Source organism: Psychrobacter sp. 1Y4 (assembly GCF_051847555.1).
In genome coordinates, this window is record NZ_JBPYDE010000012.1 from 21079 (window position 1) to 45266 (window position 24188).

Consider the following 24188-nt stretch of genomic DNA (forward strand, 5'->3'; position numbering starts at 1 on the left):
CCTATAAAAAACGCTCCTAAAGCACATAGACTTAACCACACAAAAACAAATTTTTGGCAAAAAAAATGCCACTTACTGGAGTAAGTAGCATTATCAAAAACCTTTAAGCTTATAAAACTAAAGCGATAACCTTAACAAGGAATCTCAGCATTGCCGCGGCTGTAATACCACCAAGTCAGCACGATACAAATGACATAAAAGATGATTAAAGCGATAAAGGTGCCATTGACACCCAATCCTGAGCCAAACATTTTTGGGACAAAAAATGCCCCGTAAGCGGCTATAGCAGCGGTAAAGCCAACCACCGCTGCGGACTCTTTACGTATCTCAATAAATAGCTCTTCAGTGCCAACTTTACTCGGATGGCGGCGCTCCAAAAAGGTTCTAAAAATATTCGGAATCATGCTAAAGGTGGAGCCATTACCGATACCCGTAGTGATAAACAGCACCATAAAGGAGATGAAATAGCCGACAAAGCTACCTGGATGGCTGTCACTAGGTAAGAAATACATCACGCTTACCACCGCCAGCACCATCACAATATAATTCCAAAACGTCACTCTCGCGCCGCCGATCTTATCCGCTATCCAGCCGCCCAGTGGACGAAATATGGCACCAACAAAAGGCCCTAAAAAGGCGTATTTGAGTGGATTGATATCAGGGAAGGCGTTTCTAATGAGCATGGGGAAGGCGGCAGAGAAACCAATAAATGAGCCAAAGGTTGCCATATAAAGGATGCACATGATCCAGTTGTGTTTACGTTTAAAAATAACCGACTGATCTTTAAAAGAGGCTTTGGCTGAGGAGATATCATTCATCATAAACCAAGCCAATACAGAGACCAAGGCGATAAAGGGCACCCAAATAAAGCCCGCGTTTTGTAAATAAAGCGCTTTCCCCGCCGCGGTTATCTGCGGTGCGCCGCCCAAAGCACCAAAGACACCTAGCCCAATGACAATAGGAATAGCGAACTGCATGACTGAGACGCCAAGATTACCTAAGCCGGCATTGAGACCGAGCGCTGTCCCTTGTTCAGCCTTGGGGTAGAAAAATGAGATATTAGACATTGAAGATGAGAAGTTTGCACCGCCAAAGCCGCAAAGTAGCGCAATGATGGCAAAAATCATAAATGGCGTATCAGGGTTTTGTACCGCAAAGCCCATCCATAGTGCCGGAATCAGTAATGACGCGGTTGAGATAGCAGTCCAGCGTCTGCCGCCAAAGATAGGCACCATAAAGGAGTAAAAAATACGCAAGGTCGCCCCCGTCAGACCGGGCAGTGCGGCAAGCCAAAACAGTTGACCATCATCAAACGAAAAGCCAATGTCTGGCAAATTAACGATGACCGCGCTCCATACCATCCATACTGCAAACGCTAGTAGTAGCGCGGGTATCGATATCCATAAGTTACGCGTGGCGACTTTTTTGCCGCCGTTTTGCCAAAACTCATCTACTTCAGGACGCCAATCAGTAATGAGCTTACCGCCTTTTGTATAATATTTACCGCTCATCTTTTCCTCACTTAATAGAGTTTATCCCATTATTAGTAGTAGGCTTATCTAGTTAACCAGTGATAGAAGTTAAAAAGCATGCAGCGAGTGATGACGGTTTGGCTATGACTACTAAGCGGTTGCTACTAGTCTGTTACTACTTGGCAGCAACTCAACTATCCTTGCTTGCTCAGCCGGCTTTTAAACTTGATCACGCATTAACAAAAAGTCATAACTCAGCTTACTGAGTTGCCTTTTTGATTGGTATTCACATATAGAGGTAGACTATTATCTAAAGGAGTTAATTGACGTACGCCAAATTGGCTACTGCTTTAGAGGTATAGCGAGTAATGGGAAATAAGTGATAAGGTACGATGGCAGTTTTTTAGCGTTTAAAAAGTACGATGTGAAAACAGATTAGTTATAAGGAATACATTTTTCCATTATGAAAAATTACTTAGGACGTTCTTTGCCTGCCCAAGCGTTAGCATCTGTGTTTGCTATTGCTATACTTTGCTTTATATCTGCTGTAGGCAGCGGCGTGTTGGCTTGGGTGTCTCAAGCAGATGGCCAAGCCATCAATACGGCAGGCTCGATACGTATGGCGACTTATCGTATCAAGTTTCAAATAGCGACTGACTTTGATAGGCTCTACTCCGCTGATTTGGATAGCAACCCCAAAACCAATCCGGCACAGACGGACTCTGCCAGTTACTCTGATGCGTCCGCTTTTTTGATTACTGACATGGAGAACCGGCTAGCCAGCCTAAGACAATATCAACGTCACTATGGTAATGAACATGACAGTATTAATGATCAATTAGCAAAGATCGAAACACAGTGGTTCAATGGTCTAAAACCTGCTTTACTGTCTCGTGATAAAGCCTCTTTATATAGTGCATCAGACTCCTACGTCAAAGACGCAGATGGATTGGTTGATGCATTACAGTATCGCAACGAGCAAAGACAGATGTGGCAGCAGTTGTTACAGATCGCCTCTTTGGTATTAACGCTTATCATCATGCTTGTTGGTTTTGCTAAGTTACAGCAAAACGTTTTATTACCCGTGCAGCGCTTAATCACAGCCAATAGCCAATTTCGACAAGGCAAGCGCGATACTAGAGTGTCCATCTCAGGCTATAAAGAATTCAAAAAACTGGGCGATTCTTTTAATGATATGGCGCGCACGATTGAAACCTCTCAGCAATCATTAGAAAATGAAGTACAAATAAAAACGCGGCATCTGATTAAAGCCAATCAAGCCTTATCGTTGTTTTATGATTTCTCTAAACAGCTCACCATTAGCCCCGTCAGCTTACATAAGCTGGACAGTCTGATTACCGATTTTGGTCATATTTTTTCGCATTTAGACATCACTTTATGTATACAAAGCAATATATTGAGTAATAAAGACAGCATCGCCTTGCACGATGACAGAATGAAAGAGTTATGCACCAAGCTTACTTGCGACAACTGCATTATTAAAGACAATAGCCATACCCAAACTTTCCCGATTGTTCACCAAGATGTCGAGTTTGGTGAACTAAACGTTCGGCCCAAATCCGTCTTATTATCAAATGACGCCTTCTTGACAGATAATGCCAATACCAACGCCAATGTCGATCTCAATGCCAACGCTAATACCAACCAAGAGTCCTCGTCATCGCGTATCAATATGGTAGATATAGATAGCACGTATTTGGATGCTAGAAGTCATGAGCTGATTGTCGCGCTCACCAACCTTGTCAGTACCGCCCTATCTTTACGTAAGCAAAAACAACAAGAGCATCAGCTGATCTTACTTGAAGAGAGGTCAACTATTGCAAGAGAGCTACACGACTCTCTAGCCCAGTCGTTATCTTATTTGAAGATACAAGTGAGTGTGCTTGAGAAACATCTAAAAAAATACTCAGATAAAAACTATCAGCACCCTTTTGATGAGCAAAATCAAGCCAGCGTCTGGCAGCATATCTCTCAAATTAAAACGGGGCTTAATTCAGCTTATCAAGAGCTGCGAGACTTGCTGACTACTTTTCGACTCTCTATTGATAGTGCTAATTTTGATGAAGCCTTATATGAAGCCGCTGATGAGTTCGCTGTAAAAGGCGACTTTGCGGTGAAAGTAAACAATCAAATCATGTCACTAAATTTGAGCGCTGCCGAGCAGGTACATCTGATACAAATTATCAGAGAGGCGCTATCCAACGTTAGCCGTCATGCGCAAGCCAAAAACGTCACTATAGATTTGGGTTATGATGATGAGAGCAATTATATCGCCCTAGCAGTGATAGACGATGGCATCGGTATGTCAGGTACGGTCAATCAAACGCAGCATCATGGTCTCATGATTATGAAAGAGCGGGCTTATAAGCTTGGCGGCGACCTGATTGTCACTGCCAATGAACCAACAGGCGTCAGTGTTATTGTTAGGTTTGTACCCCATTTTTTCACCGACTATATGACGGAAACCACTGATTTTAACGAGTCTTTTTAACTGACAATTAATTAATTAGACTACCTTGTAACACTTTTAATTTGTGAGCACCTTATGAGTCTGAATGTCTATACCCCAACCTCTCCTGCCAAACTGCTATTAGTCGATGATCATCCAATGCTGCGCCGAGGCATCGCTGAGCTATTAAGCCTTGAAGATGATGTAGAGGTGGTTAGTGAAGCCAGTAATGGGCAAGAAGCATTAGATTTTTTGGTCAGTAATAGGGTTGATTTGGTCATATTGGATCATAAAATGCCGATACTGACAGGTATTGAGACCTTAAGGGAGATCAAGTCTCGCGGCATCGAGGCCAAGACCTTATTGTTTACGGTTTCTGATGCTGGTGAAGATGTGCAAGAAGCTTTGGAGCTGGGAGTAGATGGCTACTTGTTAAAGGATATGGAGCCTGAGCTGATTATTGTTAATATCAGAAAGGTGCTGCGAGGCGAGCTAGTTATTAGCCCCAACCTAGCCGCAATATTGGCGCAAACCTTACGTAAGCCCACCATTGATGATATTGCTGGCAATTTGACCGCAAGAGAGTTGCAAGTGATTCAAATGATCGCTGAAGGTCTTAGTAATAAAATGATCGCCAATAAACTAGATATCGCTGAATCAACTGTGAAGGTGCATGTCAAGCATATCCTTAACAAAACCGGTCTACGCAGCCGAGTAGAAGCGGCAGTATGGGCCGTCAACAACTTAACAAAATAGATTTTAATCAAACAGATAACTCAAAAACCAGCCGATGGTACATCAGCTGGTTTTTTGATAAAAAGATGATTTTAGCCGTTAGCTTCAGCTGCAATCTGACGATCCACCGATGACATTTGATACTCATCACCAAAGGCGTCTTTAGGTTCTTTTAGCCAAAAGAAGCAGAGCACCCAAGCAATAAAGGCGCCAACTGCGATGATAAAGAAAAACTGGCTAGGTTCCACTAGAGTGAATACAAACAAATAAAATACCGCGCCCACATTACCATAAGCACCTGCCAAACCTGATATCTGACCGGTCAGGCGGCGCTTGATAGAAGGAATCACCCCAAAGGTTGCCCCTTCTGCGCCTTGTACAAATACGGAGCATAAAATAGTAAAAACTACCGCAATAAACAACGGCCACTGAGCATTGAGTAGTCCCATCAACCCAAAGCCAATGCCTATTCCAAACATATAAATCAGCATCACTAGCCGGCGGTTACCGACTTTATCAGAGATGTAGCCGCCAAGCGGCCGCGCCCATAAGTTCACAAAAGCAAAGGTTGAGGCAACCAAACCTGCAACCGTCGGATCAAGTGTCCAAGTCGCCGCAAAGAACATCGGTAGCATAGACACTACCGCAAGCTCAGCCCCAAAGTTGGCAAAGTAGGTCACGTTAAGCGCCGCAACAGAAGTAAATGGGTATTTGTCGTCTTCAGGAATACCGGCTTTAATCATAGGCGCATTGACGCTAATGGCTTTATATATCTGATAAACCACCATCAGCGCAACAACGCCGTAGAGTATCCAAGCATTTGTATCACTTAAAAAGCCCATATTTTGCGTACGATATACCAGGAGTGATAACACGCCATATAAAGGGATAATAAACAAACAATAAAGCAGCAAATCTGCCCAAGTAGAGACTTCTAATGCACCCGCCTTACGTGATTTTTGATGGGTATCAACGCTTGGACCATCAGTAATCAAAAACCAATACGCTACCCCGTATATTGCCATCAGCAGGCCTGATAAAGCGATCGCCCAGCGCCATCCATCATCGCCGCCAAAAAACTGTAGTGCCACCGTTGGAATAGTAATCGCGGCCGCCGCTGAACCAAAGTTGCCCCAACCGGCATAGAACCCTTCGGCAAAACCAATGTCTTTGGGCTTAAACCAAAGCGCAGTCATATGAATACCAACGACGAAACCTGCACCGACGATCGACATAAATAGTCGCGCTACAAACAATTGCATGGCTGAGGTACCAAAGGCAAAGAACCAAGTCGGTATCGCCATTACGACCATGAGTATTGAAAATACCCGCCGAGGACCAAAACGGTCTAGTGCCATACCGACAATGACGCGACCAGGAATAGTCAAGGCCACGTTGGCAATTAAAAATAGCTTGATATGATCAGGGGTCAAGTAGCTCTCAGTCGCTAGCATAGAAGTGGCTAGCGGAGCCATATTAAACCAAACATAAAAGGTTAGAAAAAAAGCAATCCACGTATAATGCAGCGCCCTTATTTCACGGCGTTCCATCTCAAGCAGCTCTTTTGCATGCATAACTTATATCCTCCGCCATAAAACTCGATAGTTTTAAATAATTGTGATGGAGATAAGTTAGCAATAAAAAGCGAGCATACCTATTGAGCAAAAGCAGTATGTTTTATGCGTTTAAGACTACGACTAGTACTACTAAAGGAGGACTTTATTAATTCATCTTTAAGCTATAATGAGGTAAATGATAATTATTCAATATGTAAAATACTGATAACTTATTAAGGAGTCACTATGAATCAGCAAGTCATTCCAAGCCACTGGAAAATAAAGCGCTCTACGCATTTCTTTACCAAAGATAAAGTGCCTAAAGCACTGCTCACGCATCACAATACCGCTGAGGGTGTATATGGTCAGATTTGTGTGATGCAAGGTGTGGTAACTTTTTATGGCTTCGCTAACGAGACCGCCACTGAGCCCGAGCAGACCATTATTATTCGCGCAGGAGAGTTTGCCGTTAGCCCGCCGCAGTATTGGCACCGGGTTGAGCTAAGCGATGATGCGCAGTTCAATATTAACTTTTGGACAGAGGGCGACACTAAGGGCAAATCTCTATTCAACAGCTCCACTATTCATAGCAAACCAATTGAAAAGCTGTTTGATAAGCCCGATTAACCAAAGCCGCAAAATAAAACCGTGGGAGACAAGTCACACTAACAAGCGTTTTTCATGATACAGACATGAAAAACGCTATTGCGTCAGCAAAACTATTTATATCTCAAGATGTCCCTACTCGTACTACGCTTTGAGCCTTCAGCTTATTGTAGTATTTTCTTTCTTATTAAATTGTTTGTATCATAGAATCCTGTCTTGACAGGTAGTTATTTAGATTGATTGAGTGTTATCAATTAGCTTGGCACCTGTCTTGGCTTGCAGCTCAGTAAAAGTTAAGCCATCAACCATTTTACGGACTTTCAAGCCTTGATCAGTCACATCAATTACTGCTAAATCTGTATAAATTCGATTAACGCACTTTTTACCGGTAATAGGCAGTTTGAGTTTTTCAACAATTTTGGGCGCGCCATTTCTGTTGACATGATCCATCATCACATACACTTTTTTAGCGCCTACCGCTAAATCCATCGCCCCACCAACTGCAGGAATATCTTTAGGGCGACCTAAAAACCAGTTAGCAATATCACCATTTTCAGCCACTTCAAAGGCCCCTAGGACGCATAAATCGATGTGCCCTCCTCGAATCATGGTAAAAGAATCGCCATGATGAAAATAACTGCCGCCTTTTAATAAAGTAATATATTGCTTGCCAGCATTGATTAAGTCACCATCCTCCTCTCCTGCAGTTGGCTCAGGACCCATACCCAACACCCCATTTTCACTGTGCAAAAAGATGTCTTTATCGTCCGGCAAAAAATCTGCAACCTTGGTGGGTTGACCAATACCCAAATTGACGTACATCCCTTCTTGAATATCTTGGGCGACGTACCTTGCGATCTCATCGACCGACCATGGTGTATAATTACTCATTATGTTTATGCTCCCACATGCACGACTTCATGGACGAAAATACCAGGGGTAACAATATGTTCAGGATCTAAAACCCCCAAATCTACCACTTCGCTGACTTGGGCAACCGTATGCTTAGAGGCTGCAGCCATAATAGGGCCAAAGTTGCGGGCCGCTTTGCGATAAGTTAAGTTGCCCCAACGATCTCCTTGAAAGGCCTTAATCAGAGCGAAATCCGCTTTGATAGGATACTCTAATACATAGTCGATGCCATCGATGGTACGAGTCTCTTTACCCTCAGCGAGTAGTGTGCCATAGGCGGTTGGCGTATAAATAGCCCCAAGCCCACTACCTCCTGCTTGCATGCGAGCCGCTAGTGTCCCTTGTGGCACAACCTCAAGCTTAATTTTGCCTGCACGGTATAAGTCATCAAAAATATAAGAATCGTGCTGGCGCGGAAATGAGCAAATAATCTTCCGTACACAGCCTGATTTTAATAATAAAGCCAGTCCTGTTTCACCATTGCCAGCATTATTACTAACGATCGTGAGATCTTTAGCATTGCGCTCAATTAATGCATCGATTAATTCTGCCGGTTGTCCTGCCAAGCCAAAACCACCTATCAAGATAGTGGCGCCATCCGTTATATTGCTCATAGCTTGAGCCGCAGATTCTGTCACCTTATTTAACATTGAGTCATCCTATAAAAAAGTGCTTATACCTGCAAATATGTCTGTCTAACGTTATGAGCTGTCTTAATGTACAGCCCGTTATATGGTAAACAAATCAGCAGGTTGTCATTGTTGTTTTTAAGGTAGGTCGGTGCTAAACCTTAGCCCTTAAGCCCTTACTCTAATTTCTCTAGGGGCAATCCAACATAGTTTTCAGCGATATTACTCTTACCCGCTTCTGAATTAATAAAATAGTCAAACTCAGCTTGCTGTACGCGAAAATCAAAGCGGCTAGAGCTTGGGAAACGATGCAATAGCATGGTCATCCACCAAGAAAAGCGTACTGACTTCCATACTCGGGCTAGACACACCTCTTGGTAACGTGGAATTAAATCTGTACGGCCTTCTTGGTATATTTTGACAAATAAGCGGTAAGCCGTTTCTACATCGCTGGCCGCTAAGTTAAGACCTTTAGCGCCGGTGGGCGGCACGATATGTGCTGAGTCGCCCAATAAAAACAACTTGCCGTATTGCATGGTTTCACACACATAAGAGCGTAGCGGAGCAATACTCATCTCCAAGGCTGGCCCTGTCACTAAACGCTCGGCCATCTCTTTTGGAATACGGCGCTTTAACTCTTCCCAAAATTTCTCTTCACTCCAGTCCTCAATCGTGTCTGTGTTGGGAACTTGAAGATAATAACGACTGCGGGTGGCAGAGCGCATTGAGCATAAGGCAAACCCGCGCTCATGAGCACAGTAAACCAGCTCATCGTTGACAGGCGGTGTATCACTCATTAAGCCCAACCACCCAAAGGGATAGACTTTCTCATACTCTTCTAGCTCAGTTTTTGGGATAGACTTTCTAGACACTCCATGAAAACCGTCACAACCAGCAACATAATCACAGTCTAGACGCAGGGTTTCGCCCTTATGCTCATAAGTTACGTACGGATTGTCTGATTCAATATCATGCAACTGCACGTTAGCAGCTTCATAAATAGTGACGCCCCCAGCCTTTTTACGCTCTGCCATCAAATCGCGTGTGACTTCGGTTTGACCATAAACGATGACCTGTTTACCACCGCTATATGTTTCTAGGTCTAGGTGATAATGCTCTCCTTGGAAACTAAAGTCCGTTCCAGTATGAATTAAGCCATCTGCATCCATACGAGCGCCAGCACCAGATTCGCGGATCAAATCTACAGTACCTTGTTCTAAGACGCCTGCACGAATACGACTTAGTACGTATTCTCCTGACTTTCGTTCTAAAACAACATTATCAATCCCAGCTTTCGTCAATAACTGACCAAGTAATAACCCAGATGGACCTGCTCCGATAATAGCTACTTTTGTTTTAGTCATGAAATCCCTCTCATTGTCTAATTAGATATGGTTCTTTGAAATACCCAACTTAAAAATCAAAGAACACGGTTTCGTTGTCACCTTGCAAGTAGATATCAAAACGATAGCGCGGCTGAGTATTACCCGCTTCTTTTACCGCTATTAGTGTATTGCGACGCGCTAATGAAGGTACCGCGTTTAAGATTGGACAGTTATCATTATGCGCCTGCTCATCTTCAAAATAAGCTCTGGTTTGTAGATGCAAATTGATACCTCGTGCAAACACGGCGATATTGACATGCGGGGCCATCAGCTTACCATTAAAGTCTACTGGTCCAGGCTTGATAGTATTGAAATGAAAGTCTCCATCTATGGCGCAAGCGCTGCGTCCAAAGCCACTAAAGGGTTTTTTATTGTCAAAACTAGCGATATAATTGCCATGGCTATCGGCTTGCCACATCTCAATCAAAGCATCATGCACCAGCTCACCATTGCCATCATAGACTCGGCCGACCAATTCAATATGCTCACCCTCAGCCCCTTCTTTGGCTAAGTCTTCCCAGATTTCATCTTCTCGCGATGCAAACCCGGCGATCTCTAAGGCCAAACCGATATGCACAAAAGGACCCGATGTTTGTGAGGCGGTTTCGCGCAATATACCTGTGTCATCTTGTAGTTTATATTGACTGTACATTTGTTACTCCTCAAAGTAGGTTTGCAAGGCACCACGAACGACAACGTCAAAACGATAGGCCAAGCAATCCATAGGCTTACTCATCGCCATATCTAAACGCGCAATCATAGTTTCCACTGCTTCTGGGTCTTTTAATACTTGAACAATAGGACACAAAGGGATTAATGGATCACCTTCAAAATACATTTGTGTGATCAACCGTGTTGAGATCGACGGCCCCATAACTGAGACGTGAATATGGGCAGGGCGCCAAGTATTGATGCCATTTGGCCATGGATAAGGCCCTGGACGTACCGTGCGAAAACGGTAGCGGCCATCAGCATCAGTCATACAACGACCTACCCCGCCAAAGTTTGGATCAAGCGGTGCTAGGTAGTTATCTTTTTTATGGCGGTAGCGACCTCCAGAATTGGCTTGCCACATCTCAACTAGTGTATTGGCAACTGGCTTACCAAATTGATCGATAACACGGCCATGCATAATGATACGCTCACCGATGGGCAAGCCAGCTTGTGTCCCCTCTGTACGAAAATTCATGAGCAAATCATTGTCGTATTGACCAATTTCTAAACCGTCAAATACTGGCCCACTGCGCTCAGATGGACTGGCATTTTGAATGCTAACCAAGGCTTGTTTTGGCGAACGTGTGATGGAAGTTTTATAACCTGGAGTATATTGCGCCGGTTGCCATGCTCGATCACGCGCCAGAAAATAAGGATACTTTTGACTCATTTTGATTTTCTCCACTCTTATCTATAAAATTTTATAAGCAATAGTATTGACGGCTATGACTTTACAAAATGGTCGTGCCCCAACCATTGTCTTTTGCCAAAGCAAAGGCATGGTTGGCCGCAGGGACGCCAGCATAAATTGAGACATGCATCAATACTTGCCTTAATTGAGCCTCATCGATACCTAAACGCTTAGCGGTACGTAAATGCAACCCCAGCTCTCCATCGCGGCCAAGCGCCGCTAATATTGCAGTCGTAATCATACTGCGCTGTTGTATCGTTAAAGATGGATCGCCCCAAAGCTCACCCCAAGCGTTACGCGTGATAAATTGCTGAAACGGGCTGTCTAACGTCGTTGCGTTTTTAGAGGCTCTCTCAACATGAGCTTCTCCTAAAATGCGCTTACGCTGCATCAGTCCTTGCTCGTAGCTGACACCAGTCTGCCCGACATTCTCTCGCCCAGCCTTAGCTTGTATATGCTCAACCAATAAATCGGATGCTTCAATAGATGGCACATGACCGACCCCTGAAAATACACTTAAGCTTGCAGCAGTAAATTCAGTTTGCAGTGTTTCTAACGCTTCGATAGGCGTAGAGACGTCGTCACCGCCAGCTATCAACGCCACACTATCTGTATAGCCGCTCAACTTACCGCGATTATCAACTTCTGCTAGAACCTCGCAAAGCTTGACGTAGCTCTCAGCATCGCTACGTGACAGTTGCACTTGCCAGCCTTGTATCACCGCCGGATTTTGCTGGGTATAACTGGGTGAAAACCACCGCGGCACAATCGTCTCTGCCATGGCAGTCAAACCCAAACGACGCACATTTTCAGCGCGCTCAGACCAGCCCGCTTTAGTGCCGATGACAGCCCCCGTATTGGTAAGCCACACTTGTTCTAATCGCTGCGGTGCAAGCTGGCATAAGCTTTGTCCAATGACCCCGCCAATTGAAGTCCCAATAAAATCAAAACTGGCCACCTCTAGGGTATCCGCTAAAGCCAACACATCATAAGCAAGCAACTCTGCCGATAAGGTTTCTGCTGCGACACCACTGCTGCCATGACCTGGTAAATCCCAACGAATACACCGGTAATGACCATGCAATTGATCACATACTGTATCCCAAACATCACGGCTCATTCCCAAAGGATGCGCCATAAATAACGCAGGCAGATAGGTCTCACCACTGTCTTGATAAGCCATAAGGTGAGCGTCGGTCGCTAAAAAGGTCATCGTTATGCTCCTACTCGTGAAATGACTAGGGCAATACCCTGCCCGACGCCAATGCACATCGTGCAAAGCGCTTTATCTTTATTGGTATGTTGTAATTCATGGATAGCTGAGATTAGAATACGAGCGCCTGATGCGCCTAGTGGATGACCTAAAGCAATAGCGCCACCTCTAGGATTAATACGCTCATCACGATCTCCTAATCCCAACTCACGAGAGCAAGCGAGGGCTTGCGCTGCGAAAGCTTCATTTAGCTCTATGACGTCGATGTCATCCAAGCTGAGGTTTAAACGTTTTAACAACTTCTGAGTGGCAGGCACAGGACCAATACCCATGATGGTTGGTAACACGCCTGCTGTAGCCATACCTTCGATTTTGGCGACTGGGGTTAAGCCATATTTTTTTACGGCAGCTTCACTAGCCACTAGCATAGCGGCTGCACCATCGTTGATGCCGGACGCATTACCAGCGGTAATCGTGCCGTTTTCATATATTGGACGTAATTTGCTTAATGCTGCTATATCAGTATTGGGTCTTGGGTGCTCATCTGTATCGACAATAAGGGCGGCTTGTTTGCGTCTTTCGATGGTGATTGGCGTAATCTCAGCGGGCAAGCGACCGTCGTTTTGTGCTTGTGCAGCTTTCTGCTGTGACCATACTGCAAAAGCATCTTGATCTTCGCGCGAAATATGATATTTGTCAGCCAGGTTCTCAGCTGTGCGTGGCATGGCCTCTGTACCATATAAGGCATCAAGCTTTTTGTTAATAAAGCGCCAGCCCATGGTGGTATCTTGCAGCTTTTGACTACGGTCATAGGCTTTTTCTGGCTTGCCCATTACGAAGGGAGCGCGCGTCATCGATTCAACGCCGCCAGCTATTGCCAACTCCATCTCACCACTAACAATCGCACGAAAAGCTGTACCGACAGCGTCCAAGCCTGAACCACATAGTCGGTTGATAGTGGTAGCGGATACCTGCTCTGTTAAGCCTGATAGTAAGCTGCTCATGCGAGCGACGTTGCGGTTGTCCTCACCGCTTTGGTTGGCACACCCCATGAACACATCGTCAATCATACTATGATCAAACTCAGGGGCATCAGCCAATACAGCCTTTATCACTTGAGCTAGCAAGTCATCAGGACGAATATCCGCTAAAGAGCCACCATAACGACCGACCGCTGAACGCTTTGGATGACATATATAGACTGCTGTCATTTTCCTCTCTCCCTAGAGATATTATCAATACCATTTAATTGCGAATAACTTTTGTTCTATATAAGAATTATTGTTCGTATTGTGAATTAACTTATACTTTTTTTAGGACTCTGTCAATATAGTTGACTACTTTTTTAATAGTAAAAAGACCTACGAATTATCGTAGGTCTTTTATTTTATAGGATATATATAGATAAGTGGGCCGATATATCGACTATTACTATATCATCCATATGTACTCATCGTTTTTTGCTATGAGATTACTACCATAGCTTTACTATCTAATCCAGTTGGGATCAATGCGATTCATCAATCGATAATAAGCAGGCCATTCAGGCAGTCTAACTTGGGCACCCGCTTGTGCATCACCGCCTTCAAACTGCTCTCTTGTCTTACTCATCGCCTCATCACTGGCTTGTAGCAACTTGCCACCAGACGCCATGGCTTTTAGTTGAACTTGGCACCCTTGAATCATTTGGTACATGCGCATAAATGCCCACGCTACATCGGGTCCTGTGGTAATAACGCCGTGGTTATTCAGCATCAGCGTGTGATTTTTTGCTCCGATTGAGCGCACCAGCCTTTCTTGTTCCGTAGCATCTAATACAATTCCTTCAAAAGGATGATAACCAATACGATCGTGGAACATATAAGCTTCTTGAAACAAAGGGATAAATCCACACTCTAAAGCACTTACTGCTTGCACATCTGTACTGTGCGTATGCATCACACAATGGATATCAGGTCGGCCTTTATGCAATGCAGTATGTATCACGTTACCTGCTTTGTTAATCGGGTACGGTGAATCATCAATTTTATTGCCCTCAAAGTCTATTTTCACTAGATTTGAGGGGGTAATTTCACTATATAGCAGTCCAAAGGCATTAATCAATAAATGCTCTGTACCAGGAATGCGGTAGGAGATATGGTTATAAACTTGGGTAGTCCACCCATAGTAATCTACCATCCTATAGCATAATGCCAGCTCTATTCTTGCTTGCCATTCAACGTCACTATAGCCTGCAGGGGTTGTTATGGTGTCAAAAATATCTTTCATGATAACTTCCTTTTATTCTAAACTTTCATCCATTACTGCTGCGCGATGCATCTCTCTTTTATAGCAATCATAATCATTAAAAGCCTGATGTCAGCAGATTTTGTTGTCCCACATAATCATTGTATTGTTATATCACTTGAGTCTACAACATGTTTGGCACTCATCCAGACTTTGGGTAAATCTATCCTCTCTTTCATAGCTGGTCTCAAACTTTTATAGGTTAGCGCTGAATTTGCAAACGTTAAATTTGCAAATAAGGTATCTTCGCCATATGGAGGCATAGCTTTACCATCGTTGATAGCAACGACGCTTTATTCGTTCTCTATCAGAATAGTTGTTCGTATAGTGAATTAAGCTAACCTGTTTTTAGCCTACTGTCAATCTAGTTATGCGCTTTATCCTGCGCCAATGACAAAACCAACCTCTTAATAGTTAATAAGGTAAGCTTGTCTCGCTTAGTTATGATTACCGTGTATTAATGCAGGGTTAAGCAACATTATCGTTGCTGTATCGATCACCTCTTGACGGGTCACTGTTTAATGACAAGATAGTGTTAATGATTGAATTGAAGGACTCAGCTTAGATGACAAACAGAACGGATAGTAAAATTATTACTAAAGTAAGTTTGTGCTCCAATCGTATCGTTATCATATAAATCTATTGATCGCTCTTACTTCGTTTGCGGTAGCATACCTTTTAGAATAAGGCTATGATGTTCTCTAACTTCTATGATAGCCAGCTCAACATCTAACATCGCTTGTACAAACTAACGATTCAAAAGTTCGTTTTTGATGTCAGTATGTACAAAAGGTTGATTGATTAATTTGGTAACGGGCGTTTAAACTTCCTGATTTTAGTCATCATTAATTGGTAATTAGTAAACATCATGTATAAAGAACAAGAAAATAAAATATCCTCTGACAGTCCAGATTTTGTTGCCTCTCTTGCAGCAGGTTTAAGCGTCTTACTAACGTTCGATGAAAGTCATTCTAGTATGACTCTAAGTGAAGTGGCCGAACGCGCCAACATAGATAGAGCAAAAGCTAGGCGCTATCTATTAACCTTACATGCCCTTGGTTATGTGCACAAAGACAAGCGCCAATTTAGCTTGACTCCCAAAACGTTGAGTATTGGAGCAAGCTACTTAGATGGTATGCATCATCACGATATTATTCAGTTTTATCTAGAGCGCGTCACTGAAATAACTGGAGAGTCTTGTTCCTTTGCGGTACTAGATAATGATGAAGTGGTTTATATTGCCCGCTCGGCTGCCAAACATCGCTTATTATCTATTGGCATATCCGTTGGTACGCGCTTGCCTGCTGCTTATACCTCAATAGGACGCGCTATTTTGGCCAATCTTCCTGACGAGCAGCGCAAAGACTATGTTAATAGTGTTGAGCTTATCTCCCATACACCCTATAGCATTACTGACCCAAAACAGCTGCTTAAAACCTTACAACAAGCAAAAAACGATCAATATGTCATAGTAGATCAAGAGTTAGATACTGGCTTAAGATCGCTCGCACTGCCTGTATATAAGTCAAATAACGAATTGATTGGTGCTATTAACGTTAGTACCAATGCTTCACGAGTCTCTCATGAGGTTTTGATAAACGAGTTTTTACCTACATTGCGTGATTGTGTTGAACAAATACAGACGTATTATGTTTAGGAGAAAACATACTATGTTTGAGATAGGCTATCTGTCGACATGGTGGGATTCTTAATATAAAAGTAACAATCTTAATCATCAATTTTATCTAAGTGATAACCGCGTATTGGTTAATAATAGACGTCATATGATAATAGTCAAGCAGGCTATAAATTGTTATATTATGAGAATGGTTATCATTCATATTATAATAGGTCGTCAACTAAACACATCGACTTCATAAACTGGAGATTACGAATGAAACGCGCCCCTCAATTACAGCCATTATCACGCCAGCATCATCTTGGTTTACATATAGGACGTCACGCTAAAGAGTGCACCGATAACCCGCAAGCGATTACTACACATTGGCAAGCACTGTCCTCTTATATTGATGATATGCAAAACCATTTTAGTATCGAGGACAATTTAATCACAAAAGCCTTGCTACCTTATCAAGCTACCCAACCTGAGGTTGGATCCGTACTCGATACAATGAGAGAACAGCATAGACTGTTGAACAATACGAAGATGGAAATTCAAGCTGCTCAAGCTTGTGAGAATACTATAGTCACTGTTAAACAAGTCAAACAACTTGGTAACTTATTATATGATCATATACGTTTTGAAGAACGTAAGCTCTTTCCTATTGCCGAAAAATATTTAACGCAGCATGAGCTTGACGCTATCTATGCAGCCAGCCCAGATAATATCAAGCACTTAGACGAAAAGCGTTAATTTAGAAAAATATAAGACGTTTTACAATTCCACCTTCATAGAGCGATTTTAATAAATGGCTAATAGGAAAGATGACAAGAATTATCAGCCAACGCATGGAGTATCCCGCATGATTCAGCTGGTGCTTCTTTGGCGCATTTTTGGCGCAAATCTAATAGATGCTGCTTTAATTGCACCAACTCTTTCATACGTGTTTCTACCGCATCGATATGCTCGTCTAATAGTATATTTACCTCTCCGCAGTTTTTATCTGGCGTATCCCAATACTGCAGCAAAACTCGCACTTCCTCCAAAGTCATATCGAGCGTACGGCAATGTAGGATAAATTGCAGACGTTCAATATGATCCTCACGATACAAACGATAATTCCCTTGACTGCGCGTAGGCTCCGGTAACAATTTTTCTTTTTCGTAATAGCGAATGGTTTCTACCGTCGCCCCTGTACGTTTGGCAAGCTCGCCAATTTTGATAGGCATTTTTCTCTCCTTAAATAGCTATAGTCATCAATAGTGATTCTAAAATTTAGACCATAAAGTAACTATAAGGTTCAGTAAGTGAAAAATCAAACAAACTGGTTAATCAAAGCCTTGACCCTAAAGCCACTATAGGGTTCATAATACCTTTAATAAGAGGATAAAATATTATGCAATATCATATTGAAGGTATGGACTGTGCCAGTTGCGTGGGCAAGATTGAAACAGCGTTGACACGTATGCCTGGTGTCTCTGATGTTCAGCTAAACTTTGCCACCCAAAAGCTCGCGCTAACCTTAGCGCCTAATGCGGCAACTAAAAACACAGATATCGAAAAAACCATCAAGCGTCTTGGATTTGGTGTGTCAGAGTTAACCGACCAACAAAATGAGGCAGGCAACAATGAGCTTCAAACAACAGTAAACGACCAGCGCTGGTGGCAAACGTTAAAGGGCAAACAGGTCATTGGTGTTGGTCTGTTGATGAGCGCAGCCTACGTCTTATCATTGGTTTTTCCTGCCTATGGCACATGGGCTTTTATTGCTGCTGTCGTTATCGGCGTCATACCATTTGCCCGCAAAGCGTTTGCATTGACGCTGACAGGCTCGCCTTTTTCAATTGAAATGCTCATGTCCGTCGCAGCCATTGGCGCCCTTATCATCGGTGAAGCTGAAGAAGCGGCTGCAGTGGTCTTTTTGTTCTCTGTTGGTGAGCTGTTAGAGAGCGTAGCGGCCGATCATGCCCGCGCTGGTATTAGAGCGTTATCGGCGCTTGTACCAAAGACTGCCATTTTATTAGACGCACAAGGTCAACAGCGTCAGGTGCCAGCAGCTTCACTACAAGTAAATGATAAAGTGCTGGTGCGTCCTGGAGATAGAGTCTCTGCTGATGGCGTCATTATTCAAGGAACGTCCAGCCTTGATGAATCGCCTGTGACTGGTGAGTCCGTTCCTGTCGCTAAGACTATAAACGATGAGGTCTTTGCTGGCTCAATTAACGTCGATGGCGTACTACACATACGCGTGGAGAAAACAGCGGCTGATAATACGATTGCACGTATCATCGAGCTTGTAGAGCAGGCGCAAGCATCTAAAGCCCCGACCGCGCGCTTTATTGAAACCTTTAGCCGCTACTATACGCCTATCGTAATGGCACTTGCTGCGCTGGTTATTGTCATTCCACCGCTATTTATGGGCGTAGAATGGATGACATGGCTATATCGTGGTCTAGCACTATTACTCATTGCCTGCCCTTGCGCGTTGGTACTCTCAACACCAGCCGCTATCGCCTCAGGTTTGGCGGTCGGTGCGCGTCACGGACTGCTTATCAAAGGCGGTAATGTCATGGAATTGATTGGTCAAGTCAGTACCGTCGCTTTTGATAAAACAGGTACGCTAACCGAAGGTAAGCCACGGGTAACCGATATTATCGGCTTTACCTCAGCGCATACGGACGCTAAAGGTCAAGACAAGTTATTGGCACTGTTTGCAAGCGTAGATTCGGCTTCTAGTCATCCACTTGCTAAAGCTATTGTAGATCATGCCAAAGACGCTCAGGTAACTATCCTTGATGCCTCCGATGCTTCTGCTACTGCGGGTAAAGCCGTACATGCTACGGTCACTGGGCGCTCTTTAAGCATTGGCTCACCAGTCTACATAGCAGAGAAAACTACGTTGCCGATGACGCAGCAAACGCAAATCGAGACCCTGCAAAATGAAGGAAAAACGGTTTCGATCTTGTTTGATGAGCAAAAAGGTGAGGCGCTTGGATTGATCGCGCTGCGTGATGAGCTGCGAGAAGATGCAAAGCAGGCTGTATCAATGCTGAGCACAATGAACGTGAGCTCTGTCATGCTCACAGGTGACAATAGCCGTACAGCAAAAGCGCTTGCCAGTCAGTTAGATATAGAATGGAAGGCTGAGCTGTTACCTGAAGACAAGCTACGTCTGCTAAGCGAGATGAAAAATAACAACCAAATAGCGATGATTGGTGACGGCATTAATGATGCACCAGCACTAGCAACAGCAGATGTCGGTATTGCTATGGGTAGTGGTACCGATGTGGCTATCGAAACGGCTGATATTGCGCTGTTGAAAAGCCGCGTGATGGACGTTGCCAATCTTATTGCACTATCGCGTGCCACGATGACCAATATTCATCAAAATGTGACGTTTGCGCTCGGACTAAAGGGCATATTTTTGATTACTACTGTGTTTGGTATTACAGGACTTTGGATTGCGGTACTGGCCGATGCTGGCGCGACGGTTCTGGTCACGCTCAATGCTTTGCGTTTACTGCGTTTTAAAGGCGCTTCATCGCTTGAAAAAAGAATAGAATAATAAATTTCTAGGTAAGTGACCTATTAGAGCTGAAGCCCGAAAATTATCGACAACATCGTTTTAAACGATTTTTGACAATCAACTTATTTAGTATTAACGGTATGACCATTTCATTGATATAAAAAATACGCTACCTGATTCCTAGTCGAATTCACCAATTAAGTTTGCCACAACAGACGTTAATAGTGTGACTGTTTATCCCAACCGTATACTCTATCTATAGAACGTAAATGATCTATTATCTACAAAGAAAGTCTATCAAGTGGGTTTCCAGTAAGATTGATACATTTTAAATGGGTTAGCTGCAAAAGACTGTCCGGCAGATCTCTAAGATTACAATGAATAAGCTCAAGCTTAGTCAGGCTGGTCAGCTGTCCAATACTATTAGGCAGCTCATCAAATTTGCAATAACTCATAAAAATCTCAGCTAGATTCTTGAGTTGCCCGATGCTGGTAGGTAGGACTTCAAACTTGGAATGATTAAAATTGAGCTTAGTTGGGTTAATAAGCTGCCCAATACTATAAGCTTAGAATGACTAATAGACAGTTTGGTTAGATTGCTAAGCTGACCTATATTCTGCGGTAAATGACTTGAAGAGATACCACTGATATTTATTTCTACTAGACTGGTAAGATTAGCGAGCTCATCGGGCATATAGCCTATTCTATAAAGGTCTCTTGAGCGCTGTTCATCACGTTCAGGCTCTAAAATATCTAGCTTTGTTATGGCTAGCAATGACTCTTTATCACGAGGGACTTCGAACTCCTTGAGCCCAAACTCATCTGCCCTCGCCCATATTTTCTTAATCCAACTGTCATCAGTATCTAACGTTTTATTGAAAATATCAGGCTGAGAAATGTCTTGATGATAGTTATTATCCCCTTGAGTCATAGCTTCGCTCCTCAACCCGCTTGATTAATTAGCATGTTACGCAAATTGCCAATGGCTTTGGTTGGATTCAAGCCTTTTGGACAATACAACACGCAGTTCATAATACCTCGGCAACGGAATAAGCTACAAGCCTTCAAGGTCAATTCAATAGCTTCTATCGCATTAGCAAAAGCATCTTGATAATCGTCTGCCGCTGAAAAACATCTCTCTATATCAGGATATAAATATAGCGGGCGCTGTAGAGCTGTTGCCCTTAGTAATAGCAACGGGATATAACATATCTAAACTCCTTTGTTGATTAAGTGCAAAAAAGCCTTCCAAGCCATATGTTTTATAGCTTGAAAGGCTTAATCAAATGGGGTGTTTGACCTGGAGGATATTTACAATTGAGCTTAGGCATCTACTATATTAGGCATCTACCCTAAGTAACTGATCTAAATCATTAACTAACGTAAATCATCCACCACTGCCAACATGGCAACTAATGAGGCTTCCCCTAATTTGTTAGAACGCTCTGGTGACCAACCTGTGTCTGCGTCCGGTAGATTATCGTTATCTTTAAAAGGCATCTCTAAAGTATTGGCAAGGCAATCAAAGCGTTCCGCCACCCAATTAGTTGCAACCGTCATGTTCGCTTTACCTGGCGCATCAATATCATAGCCCACTTCAGACTGAAAATCGGCACTGGCTAACTTTAATACCTCTGAAAATCTATCACGCAAATGTGCGAGGCGCTCGTTATAACTTGGCGTCCCTTGAGAGCCGGCAAGAAACACATAAGGCAATGCTTCATCGCCGTGCACGTCATAAAATAGATCCACGCCAGTCGCTTCCATTTTATTGATGACATGAAATACTTCAGGACTTTTCTCCAAGCTTGGATTTGACCATTCACGGTTTAAATTGGTGCCAACTGCATTAGTACGCAGATGTCCGCGTACACTCCCATCTGGGTTCATATTCGGCACAATGTAGAAGTTCGCTTTTTCTAATAACAATTTACCAGTAGCATTGTCATCATCTAACAAACTATCCAGCAAACCTTCAATCAGCCATTCGGCCATGGTCTCGCCGGGGTGCTGACGGGCCGTAATCCAAATGTTGCGTTTATTCACATCACTATTGCTATCTTTATTAGCGATTTTTATTAAGGTTAAGTCACGCTTATCAAGGGTGTCACCCAAATGCTCCAATGTCACCAACGGATGCGTTTGTACAGCTGCTAATAAATCTTGATGGCGCTCATAGCTATAAGGGGCAAAATACGCAATTTGAATGGTGTCACATTCCAATTCTGCCACGATGGTTAATTTGCCGTCTTTATAAGTGGTAGGCAGACGGAACCAATACTCCCGATCGTAGGAAGCCACCGCTTGGTAATTTTCCCACCCTTCAACGTATGACGCCTCCCCTGCATTTAGGATATTAAGAGTATATCGCTCGCCAATCTCACCTGACAGACGAAAATTAAACCACTGAAAAAATTCGCCACCAACATCTGGGCGAATCGCCAATTGAATATCTTTTTTATTCTCTACATTGATAACATCAATATTACCTGCATCGAAATTTGCAGTGATATACATAATCTATCCTTAATGAGTTCTTAAAAATCTGAAAATCAATTCTAAATTTAGAAGTATTTTATCCACCTTAAAATACAGTAAAGCCTTTTAAACTATATACTTTATAGCCTAAAAAGCTCAATCAATCACGGATTTTATCTAGGTGATAACTTTAAATTTCTAGTCTATTCTAGCATCCATCAACATCACAAATCACTCGATGAATAGCTTTGGTTTACACAGATACCGCTTTATTTTTTCATAATTAAAATACGGTATTGGGAAAATTTTGTCATAAGTCCAGTCATAAGAGAAAGTATAAGTCAGATAAAGTACAACCAATGACGCCTCCATAATCAAGGCTTGTTATAGGCTAATATGAAGATACACCACCATGACTAGATAGCACATCAGCAGACCACTTTCAAAAATAAAACATGAAGCGCCCTTATCGCTTAGTCTAAAAGTACTACGCTTAAATCTGATCACTCCCTTCTCAAAGACAATATTGAACCTGTAGTTTCATAAGATAGATATCAATAATGGCTTTTTTAATATTACGATAGACTTTAGGAATGGCATGAAATAAAACGGCGTTAAAATAATGGAGACCATTATTTATCTCGTCATAAACCAAAGGTGTACGTGTACGCACTTCACTAGATGACCATAATAAATCGTTTGCGCCGAACGACAACTCTCATGTCACTCTTAAGCAGGAGGTAGTCCTTGATACGCTTTATTTAATAAATCTTTTAATTCCTCATAGTCATAATCACGAGGATTATAATAAGGACTATCACAGACGATTTGTGCCACGTTAGCTGGACCCTCTTTGGGTAGACCAATGTCTTTTAGTGCCAACGGAATCTTTAAGGATTGATTTAAACGATAAATTTCTAAACCGACCTCTTCACGGCTACTAACACCTAAAGCCTCTGCCAATCGATCCATGGCTTCAATATCAGCGTTACGGTTGTAATGCACTGAATACGCAAGCGTAATAGCGTGTGCTTGAGCATGTGGCAGACTGTATGTGCCGTCCAAAGTATGGCAAATCTTATGATGAATGGCCATACCAACTGATCCTAGACAAACTCCAGCAAGCCAAGCACCATAGGTTGCTTTCTGGCGTGCTGAAATATCGCTCAAGTCATCTACAATCACAGGCGAAGCAGACTTTAATGCTTTGATAGAGTCAACCGCCATGAGACTGACAATTGGGTTTTTATCCTCAGCATATAGCGCTTCTATCGCATGTGCCATGGCATTCATACCTGAACAAGCCGAGATTTGCGCAGGCAAGGTTAAGTTTAGCTCTGGATCATAAATCACTACTTTGGGTAGGATGTGAATATCCTTACCTGTGGTTTTTAGATTGTTTTTAGTCATGCCATAAATAGTTGTCATCTCGCTACCTGAATAGGTAGTTGGTATAGCGACTATCGGTAAATGCGTCTTTAATGCAATGGCTTTGGCAAGTCCAATCGTAGAGCCGCCGCCCAAAGCCAGGCAACAATCAATGTCGTTTGATTGGACAAACTCTACCGCCTTGTCCGCGACTTCTACCAGAACATGCATGACAGCGTGCGGATACACGCCTGCTGAAATCTCTTGTAGTTGCTGCGATAACTTCTGACCTGCTTCTTTTTGACCCGGTGTCGTAATTACTATAACTTTACGATAACCATGCTGTATTAGAATATCTTTGGCTTCAGCTGACTTACCGTTCCCAAAATGAACGTCGAGCGGTAACGCTTGGTAATGAAAATCTTTCATAATATCATCCTGACTTGAAAAGCAAGTCTCACTGAGAATACGCTGGAATATCGTTAGCATGGAGAAATATCACCTAATTCATCTGGATTTTTTACAC

Annotated in this window: 22 protein-coding genes and 2 pseudogenes; 6 read left to right on the forward strand and 18 right to left on the reverse strand. The window is 43.0% G+C overall.

Features of this window, described 5'->3' with window-relative positions; all coding sequences use genetic code 11:
* Positions 1-131: 131 nt before the first annotated feature.
* Positions 132-1511, reverse strand: a complete 1380-nt coding sequence (locus ACS8FC_RS10810; RefSeq protein WP_439296770.1) for a NarK family nitrate/nitrite MFS transporter — start codon at positions 1509-1511, stop codon at positions 132-134.
* Positions 1512-1935: 424 nt separating this feature from the next.
* On the opposite strand from ACS8FC_RS10810, the gene ACS8FC_RS10815 reads away from it, so the two are divergent.
* Positions 1936-3984, forward strand: a complete 2049-nt coding sequence (locus ACS8FC_RS10815; RefSeq protein ID WP_439296771.1) for a histidine kinase — start codon at positions 1936-1938, stop codon at positions 3982-3984.
* A 54-nt stretch (positions 3985-4038) separates the two neighbouring features.
* Positions 4039-4698: a two-component system response regulator NarL gene (gene narL, locus ACS8FC_RS10820; RefSeq protein WP_439296772.1), complete on the forward strand. Its 660-nt coding sequence runs from the start codon at positions 4039-4041 to the stop codon at positions 4696-4698.
* A 71-nt stretch (positions 4699-4769) separates the two neighbouring features.
* Here narL and ACS8FC_RS10825 read toward each other — a convergent pair whose 3' ends face one another.
* Entirely contained in the window at positions 4770-6251 is a 1482-nt protein-coding gene (locus tag ACS8FC_RS10825; protein WP_439296773.1) for an MFS transporter, read from the reverse strand.
* A gap of 228 nt (positions 6252-6479) precedes the next feature.
* Between ACS8FC_RS10825 and ACS8FC_RS10830 the strand changes: the two genes are divergently transcribed.
* Positions 6480-6860 (forward strand): DUF1971 domain-containing protein, encoded by a 381-nt coding sequence (locus ACS8FC_RS10830; RefSeq protein WP_439296774.1) that lies wholly within the window; start codon positions 6480-6482, stop codon positions 6858-6860.
* 210 nt (positions 6861-7070) lie between these two features.
* On the opposite strand, the gene ACS8FC_RS10835 is transcribed toward ACS8FC_RS10830, so the two are convergent.
* The 8 genes from ACS8FC_RS10835 to ACS8FC_RS10870 form a co-directional block, all read right to left on the reverse strand.
* Entirely contained in the window at positions 7071-7730 is a 660-nt protein-coding gene (locus tag ACS8FC_RS10835; protein ID WP_439296775.1) for a 3-oxoacid CoA-transferase subunit B, read from the reverse strand.
* Between the two features lie 5 nt (positions 7731-7735).
* Positions 7736-8401, reverse strand: coding sequence for a 3-oxoacid CoA-transferase subunit A (locus tag ACS8FC_RS10840; RefSeq protein ID WP_439296776.1), 666 nt, complete (start codon positions 8399-8401; stop codon positions 7736-7738).
* A 155-nt stretch (positions 8402-8556) separates the two neighbouring features.
* Positions 8557-9744, reverse strand: a complete 1188-nt coding sequence (gene pobA, locus ACS8FC_RS10845; RefSeq protein WP_439296778.1) for a 4-hydroxybenzoate 3-monooxygenase — start codon at positions 9742-9744, stop codon at positions 8557-8559.
* Between the two features lie 49 nt (positions 9745-9793).
* Positions 9794-10417 carry a protocatechuate 3,4-dioxygenase subunit alpha gene (gene pcaG, locus ACS8FC_RS10850; RefSeq protein WP_439296779.1) on the reverse strand — a complete coding sequence of 208 codons (624 nt, stop codon included), beginning with the start codon at positions 10415-10417 and terminating at the stop codon, positions 9794-9796.
* Between the two features lie 3 nt (positions 10418-10420).
* Complete coding sequence (gene pcaH / locus ACS8FC_RS10855) at positions 10421-11149, reverse strand: protocatechuate 3,4-dioxygenase subunit beta (RefSeq protein WP_439296780.1); 729 nt, start codon at positions 11147-11149, stop codon at positions 10421-10423.
* A 61-nt stretch (positions 11150-11210) separates the two neighbouring features.
* Positions 11211-12383 carry an alpha/beta fold hydrolase gene (locus tag ACS8FC_RS10860; protein WP_439296781.1) on the reverse strand — a complete coding sequence of 391 codons (1173 nt, stop codon included), beginning with the start codon at positions 12381-12383 and terminating at the stop codon, positions 11211-11213.
* A 2-nt stretch (positions 12384-12385) separates the two neighbouring features.
* Positions 12386-13594, reverse strand: a complete 1209-nt coding sequence (gene pcaF, locus ACS8FC_RS10865) for a 3-oxoadipyl-CoA thiolase (protein ID WP_439296782.1) — start codon at positions 13592-13594, stop codon at positions 12386-12388.
* 277 nt (positions 13595-13871) lie between these two features.
* A complete protein-coding gene (locus tag ACS8FC_RS10870; RefSeq protein ID WP_299220587.1) occupies positions 13872-14651 on the reverse strand; it encodes a class II aldolase/adducin family protein in 780 nt (259 codons plus the stop codon).
* Positions 14652-15537: 886 nt separating this feature from the next.
* Between ACS8FC_RS10870 and ACS8FC_RS10875 the strand changes: the two genes are divergently transcribed.
* Both ACS8FC_RS10875 and ACS8FC_RS10880 read left to right on the forward strand, forming a co-directional pair.
* Positions 15538-16326: an IclR family transcriptional regulator domain-containing protein gene (locus ACS8FC_RS10875; RefSeq protein WP_439296783.1), complete on the forward strand. Its 789-nt coding sequence runs from the start codon at positions 15538-15540 to the stop codon at positions 16324-16326.
* Positions 16327-16563: 237 nt separating this feature from the next.
* Positions 16564-17043 (forward strand): hemerythrin domain-containing protein, encoded by a 480-nt coding sequence (locus ACS8FC_RS10880; protein ID WP_439296784.1) that lies wholly within the window; start codon positions 16564-16566, stop codon positions 17041-17043.
* 59 nt (positions 17044-17102) lie between these two features.
* Here the strand turns inward: ACS8FC_RS10880 and cadR are convergent, their stop codons facing one another.
* Positions 17103-17519, reverse strand: a complete 417-nt coding sequence (gene cadR / locus ACS8FC_RS10885; protein WP_299188752.1) for a Cd(II)/Pb(II)-responsive transcriptional regulator — start codon at positions 17517-17519, stop codon at positions 17103-17105.
* A gap of 167 nt (positions 17520-17686) precedes the next feature.
* On the opposite strand from cadR, the gene ACS8FC_RS10890 reads away from it, so the two are divergent.
* On the forward strand, positions 17687-19855 hold the full coding sequence (locus ACS8FC_RS10890; RefSeq protein ID WP_439296785.1) for a heavy metal translocating P-type ATPase: 2169 nt from the start codon (positions 17687-17689) through the stop codon (positions 19853-19855).
* Between the two features lie 242 nt (positions 19856-20097).
* On the opposite strand, the gene ACS8FC_RS10895 is transcribed toward ACS8FC_RS10890, so the two are convergent.
* The 7 genes and pseudogenes from ACS8FC_RS10895 to ACS8FC_RS10925 all read right to left on the reverse strand — a co-directional run bounded on the left by ACS8FC_RS10895 (position 20098) and on the right by ACS8FC_RS10925 (position 24091).
* Positions 20098-20271 (reverse strand): hypothetical protein, encoded by a 174-nt coding sequence (locus tag ACS8FC_RS10895; protein ID WP_439296786.1) that lies wholly within the window; start codon positions 20269-20271, stop codon positions 20098-20100.
* 11 nt (positions 20272-20282) lie between these two features.
* Positions 20283-20747: a hypothetical protein gene (locus ACS8FC_RS10900; protein ID WP_439296787.1), complete on the reverse strand. Its 465-nt coding sequence runs from the start codon at positions 20745-20747 to the stop codon at positions 20283-20285.
* A gap of 11 nt (positions 20748-20758) precedes the next feature.
* A pseudogene (sdhB, locus tag ACS8FC_RS10905) lies at positions 20759-20872 on the reverse strand (succinate dehydrogenase iron-sulfur subunit); the annotation flags it as partial.
* A 321-nt stretch (positions 20873-21193) separates the two neighbouring features.
* Positions 21194-22333 (reverse strand): M14 family metallopeptidase, encoded by a 1140-nt coding sequence (locus tag ACS8FC_RS10910; protein ID WP_439296788.1) that lies wholly within the window; start codon positions 22331-22333, stop codon positions 21194-21196.
* Positions 22334-22525: 192 nt separating this feature from the next.
* On the reverse strand, positions 22526-22666 hold the full coding sequence (locus ACS8FC_RS10915; protein ID WP_439296789.1) for a hypothetical protein: 141 nt from the start codon (positions 22664-22666) through the stop codon (positions 22526-22528).
* Positions 22667-22841: 175 nt separating this feature from the next.
* Positions 22842-22991: pseudogene (locus ACS8FC_RS10920) on the reverse strand (phosphoenolpyruvate carboxylase); the annotation flags it as partial.
* Between the two features lie 32 nt (positions 22992-23023).
* Positions 23024-24091 (reverse strand): maleylacetate reductase, encoded by a 1068-nt coding sequence (locus ACS8FC_RS10925; protein ID WP_439296790.1) that lies wholly within the window; start codon positions 24089-24091, stop codon positions 23024-23026.
* Between the last annotated feature and the right edge of the window lie 97 nt (positions 24092-24188).

Excerpts from the sequence above, each read along its gene's own strand:
- ACS8FC_RS10810 (WP_439296770.1), bottom strand. The coding sequence starts at position 1,511 with ATGAGCGGTAAATATTATACAAAAGGCGGTAAGCTCATTACTGATTGG.
- ACS8FC_RS10815 (WP_439296771.1), top strand. The coding sequence starts at position 1,936 with ATGAAAAATTACTTAGGACGTTCTTTGCCTGCCCAAGCGTTAGCATCT.
- narL (WP_439296772.1), top strand. The coding sequence starts at position 4,039 with ATGAGTCTGAATGTCTATACCCCAACCTCTCCTGCCAAACTGCTATTA.
- ACS8FC_RS10825 (WP_439296773.1), bottom strand. The coding sequence starts at position 6,251 with ATGCATGCAAAAGAGCTGCTTGAGATGGAACGCCGTGAAATAAGGGCG.
- ACS8FC_RS10830 (WP_439296774.1), top strand. The coding sequence starts at position 6,480 with ATGAATCAGCAAGTCATTCCAAGCCACTGGAAAATAAAGCGCTCTACG.
- ACS8FC_RS10835 (WP_439296775.1), bottom strand. The coding sequence starts at position 7,730 with ATGAGTAATTATACACCATGGTCGGTCGATGAGATCGCAAGGTACGTC.
- ACS8FC_RS10840 (WP_439296776.1), bottom strand. The coding sequence starts at position 8,401 with ATGTTAAATAAGGTGACAGAATCTGCGGCTCAAGCTATGAGCAATATA.
- pobA (WP_439296778.1), bottom strand. The coding sequence starts at position 9,744 with ATGACTAAAACAAAAGTAGCTATTATCGGAGCAGGTCCATCTGGGTTA.
- pcaG (WP_439296779.1), bottom strand. The coding sequence starts at position 10,417 with ATGTACAGTCAATATAAACTACAAGATGACACAGGTATATTGCGCGAA.
- pcaH (WP_439296780.1), bottom strand. The coding sequence starts at position 11,149 with ATGAGTCAAAAGTATCCTTATTTTCTGGCGCGTGATCGAGCATGGCAA.
- ACS8FC_RS10860 (WP_439296781.1), bottom strand. The coding sequence starts at position 12,383 with ATGACCTTTTTAGCGACCGACGCTCACCTTATGGCTTATCAAGACAGT.
- pcaF (WP_439296782.1), bottom strand. The coding sequence starts at position 13,594 with ATGACAGCAGTCTATATATGTCATCCAAAGCGTTCAGCGGTCGGTCGT.
- ACS8FC_RS10870 (WP_299220587.1), bottom strand. The coding sequence starts at position 14,651 with ATGAAAGATATTTTTGACACCATAACAACCCCTGCAGGCTATAGTGAC.
- ACS8FC_RS10875 (WP_439296783.1), top strand. The coding sequence starts at position 15,538 with ATGTATAAAGAACAAGAAAATAAAATATCCTCTGACAGTCCAGATTTT.
- ACS8FC_RS10880 (WP_439296784.1), top strand. The coding sequence starts at position 16,564 with ATGAAACGCGCCCCTCAATTACAGCCATTATCACGCCAGCATCATCTT.
- cadR (WP_299188752.1), bottom strand. The coding sequence starts at position 17,519 with ATGCCTATCAAAATTGGCGAGCTTGCCAAACGTACAGGGGCGACGGTA.
- ACS8FC_RS10890 (WP_439296785.1), top strand. The coding sequence starts at position 17,687 with ATGCAATATCATATTGAAGGTATGGACTGTGCCAGTTGCGTGGGCAAG.
- ACS8FC_RS10895 (WP_439296786.1), bottom strand. The coding sequence starts at position 20,271 with ATGAGTTATTGCAAATTTGATGAGCTGCCTAATAGTATTGGACAGCTG.
- ACS8FC_RS10900 (WP_439296787.1), bottom strand. The coding sequence starts at position 20,747 with ATGACTCAAGGGGATAATAACTATCATCAAGACATTTCTCAGCCTGAT.
- ACS8FC_RS10910 (WP_439296788.1), bottom strand. The coding sequence starts at position 22,333 with ATGTATATCACTGCAAATTTCGATGCAGGTAATATTGATGTTATCAAT.
- ACS8FC_RS10915 (WP_439296789.1), bottom strand. The coding sequence starts at position 22,666 with ATGGAGGCGTCATTGGTTGTACTTTATCTGACTTATACTTTCTCTTAT.
- ACS8FC_RS10925 (WP_439296790.1), bottom strand. The coding sequence starts at position 24,091 with ATGAAAGATTTTCATTACCAAGCGTTACCGCTCGACGTTCATTTTGGG.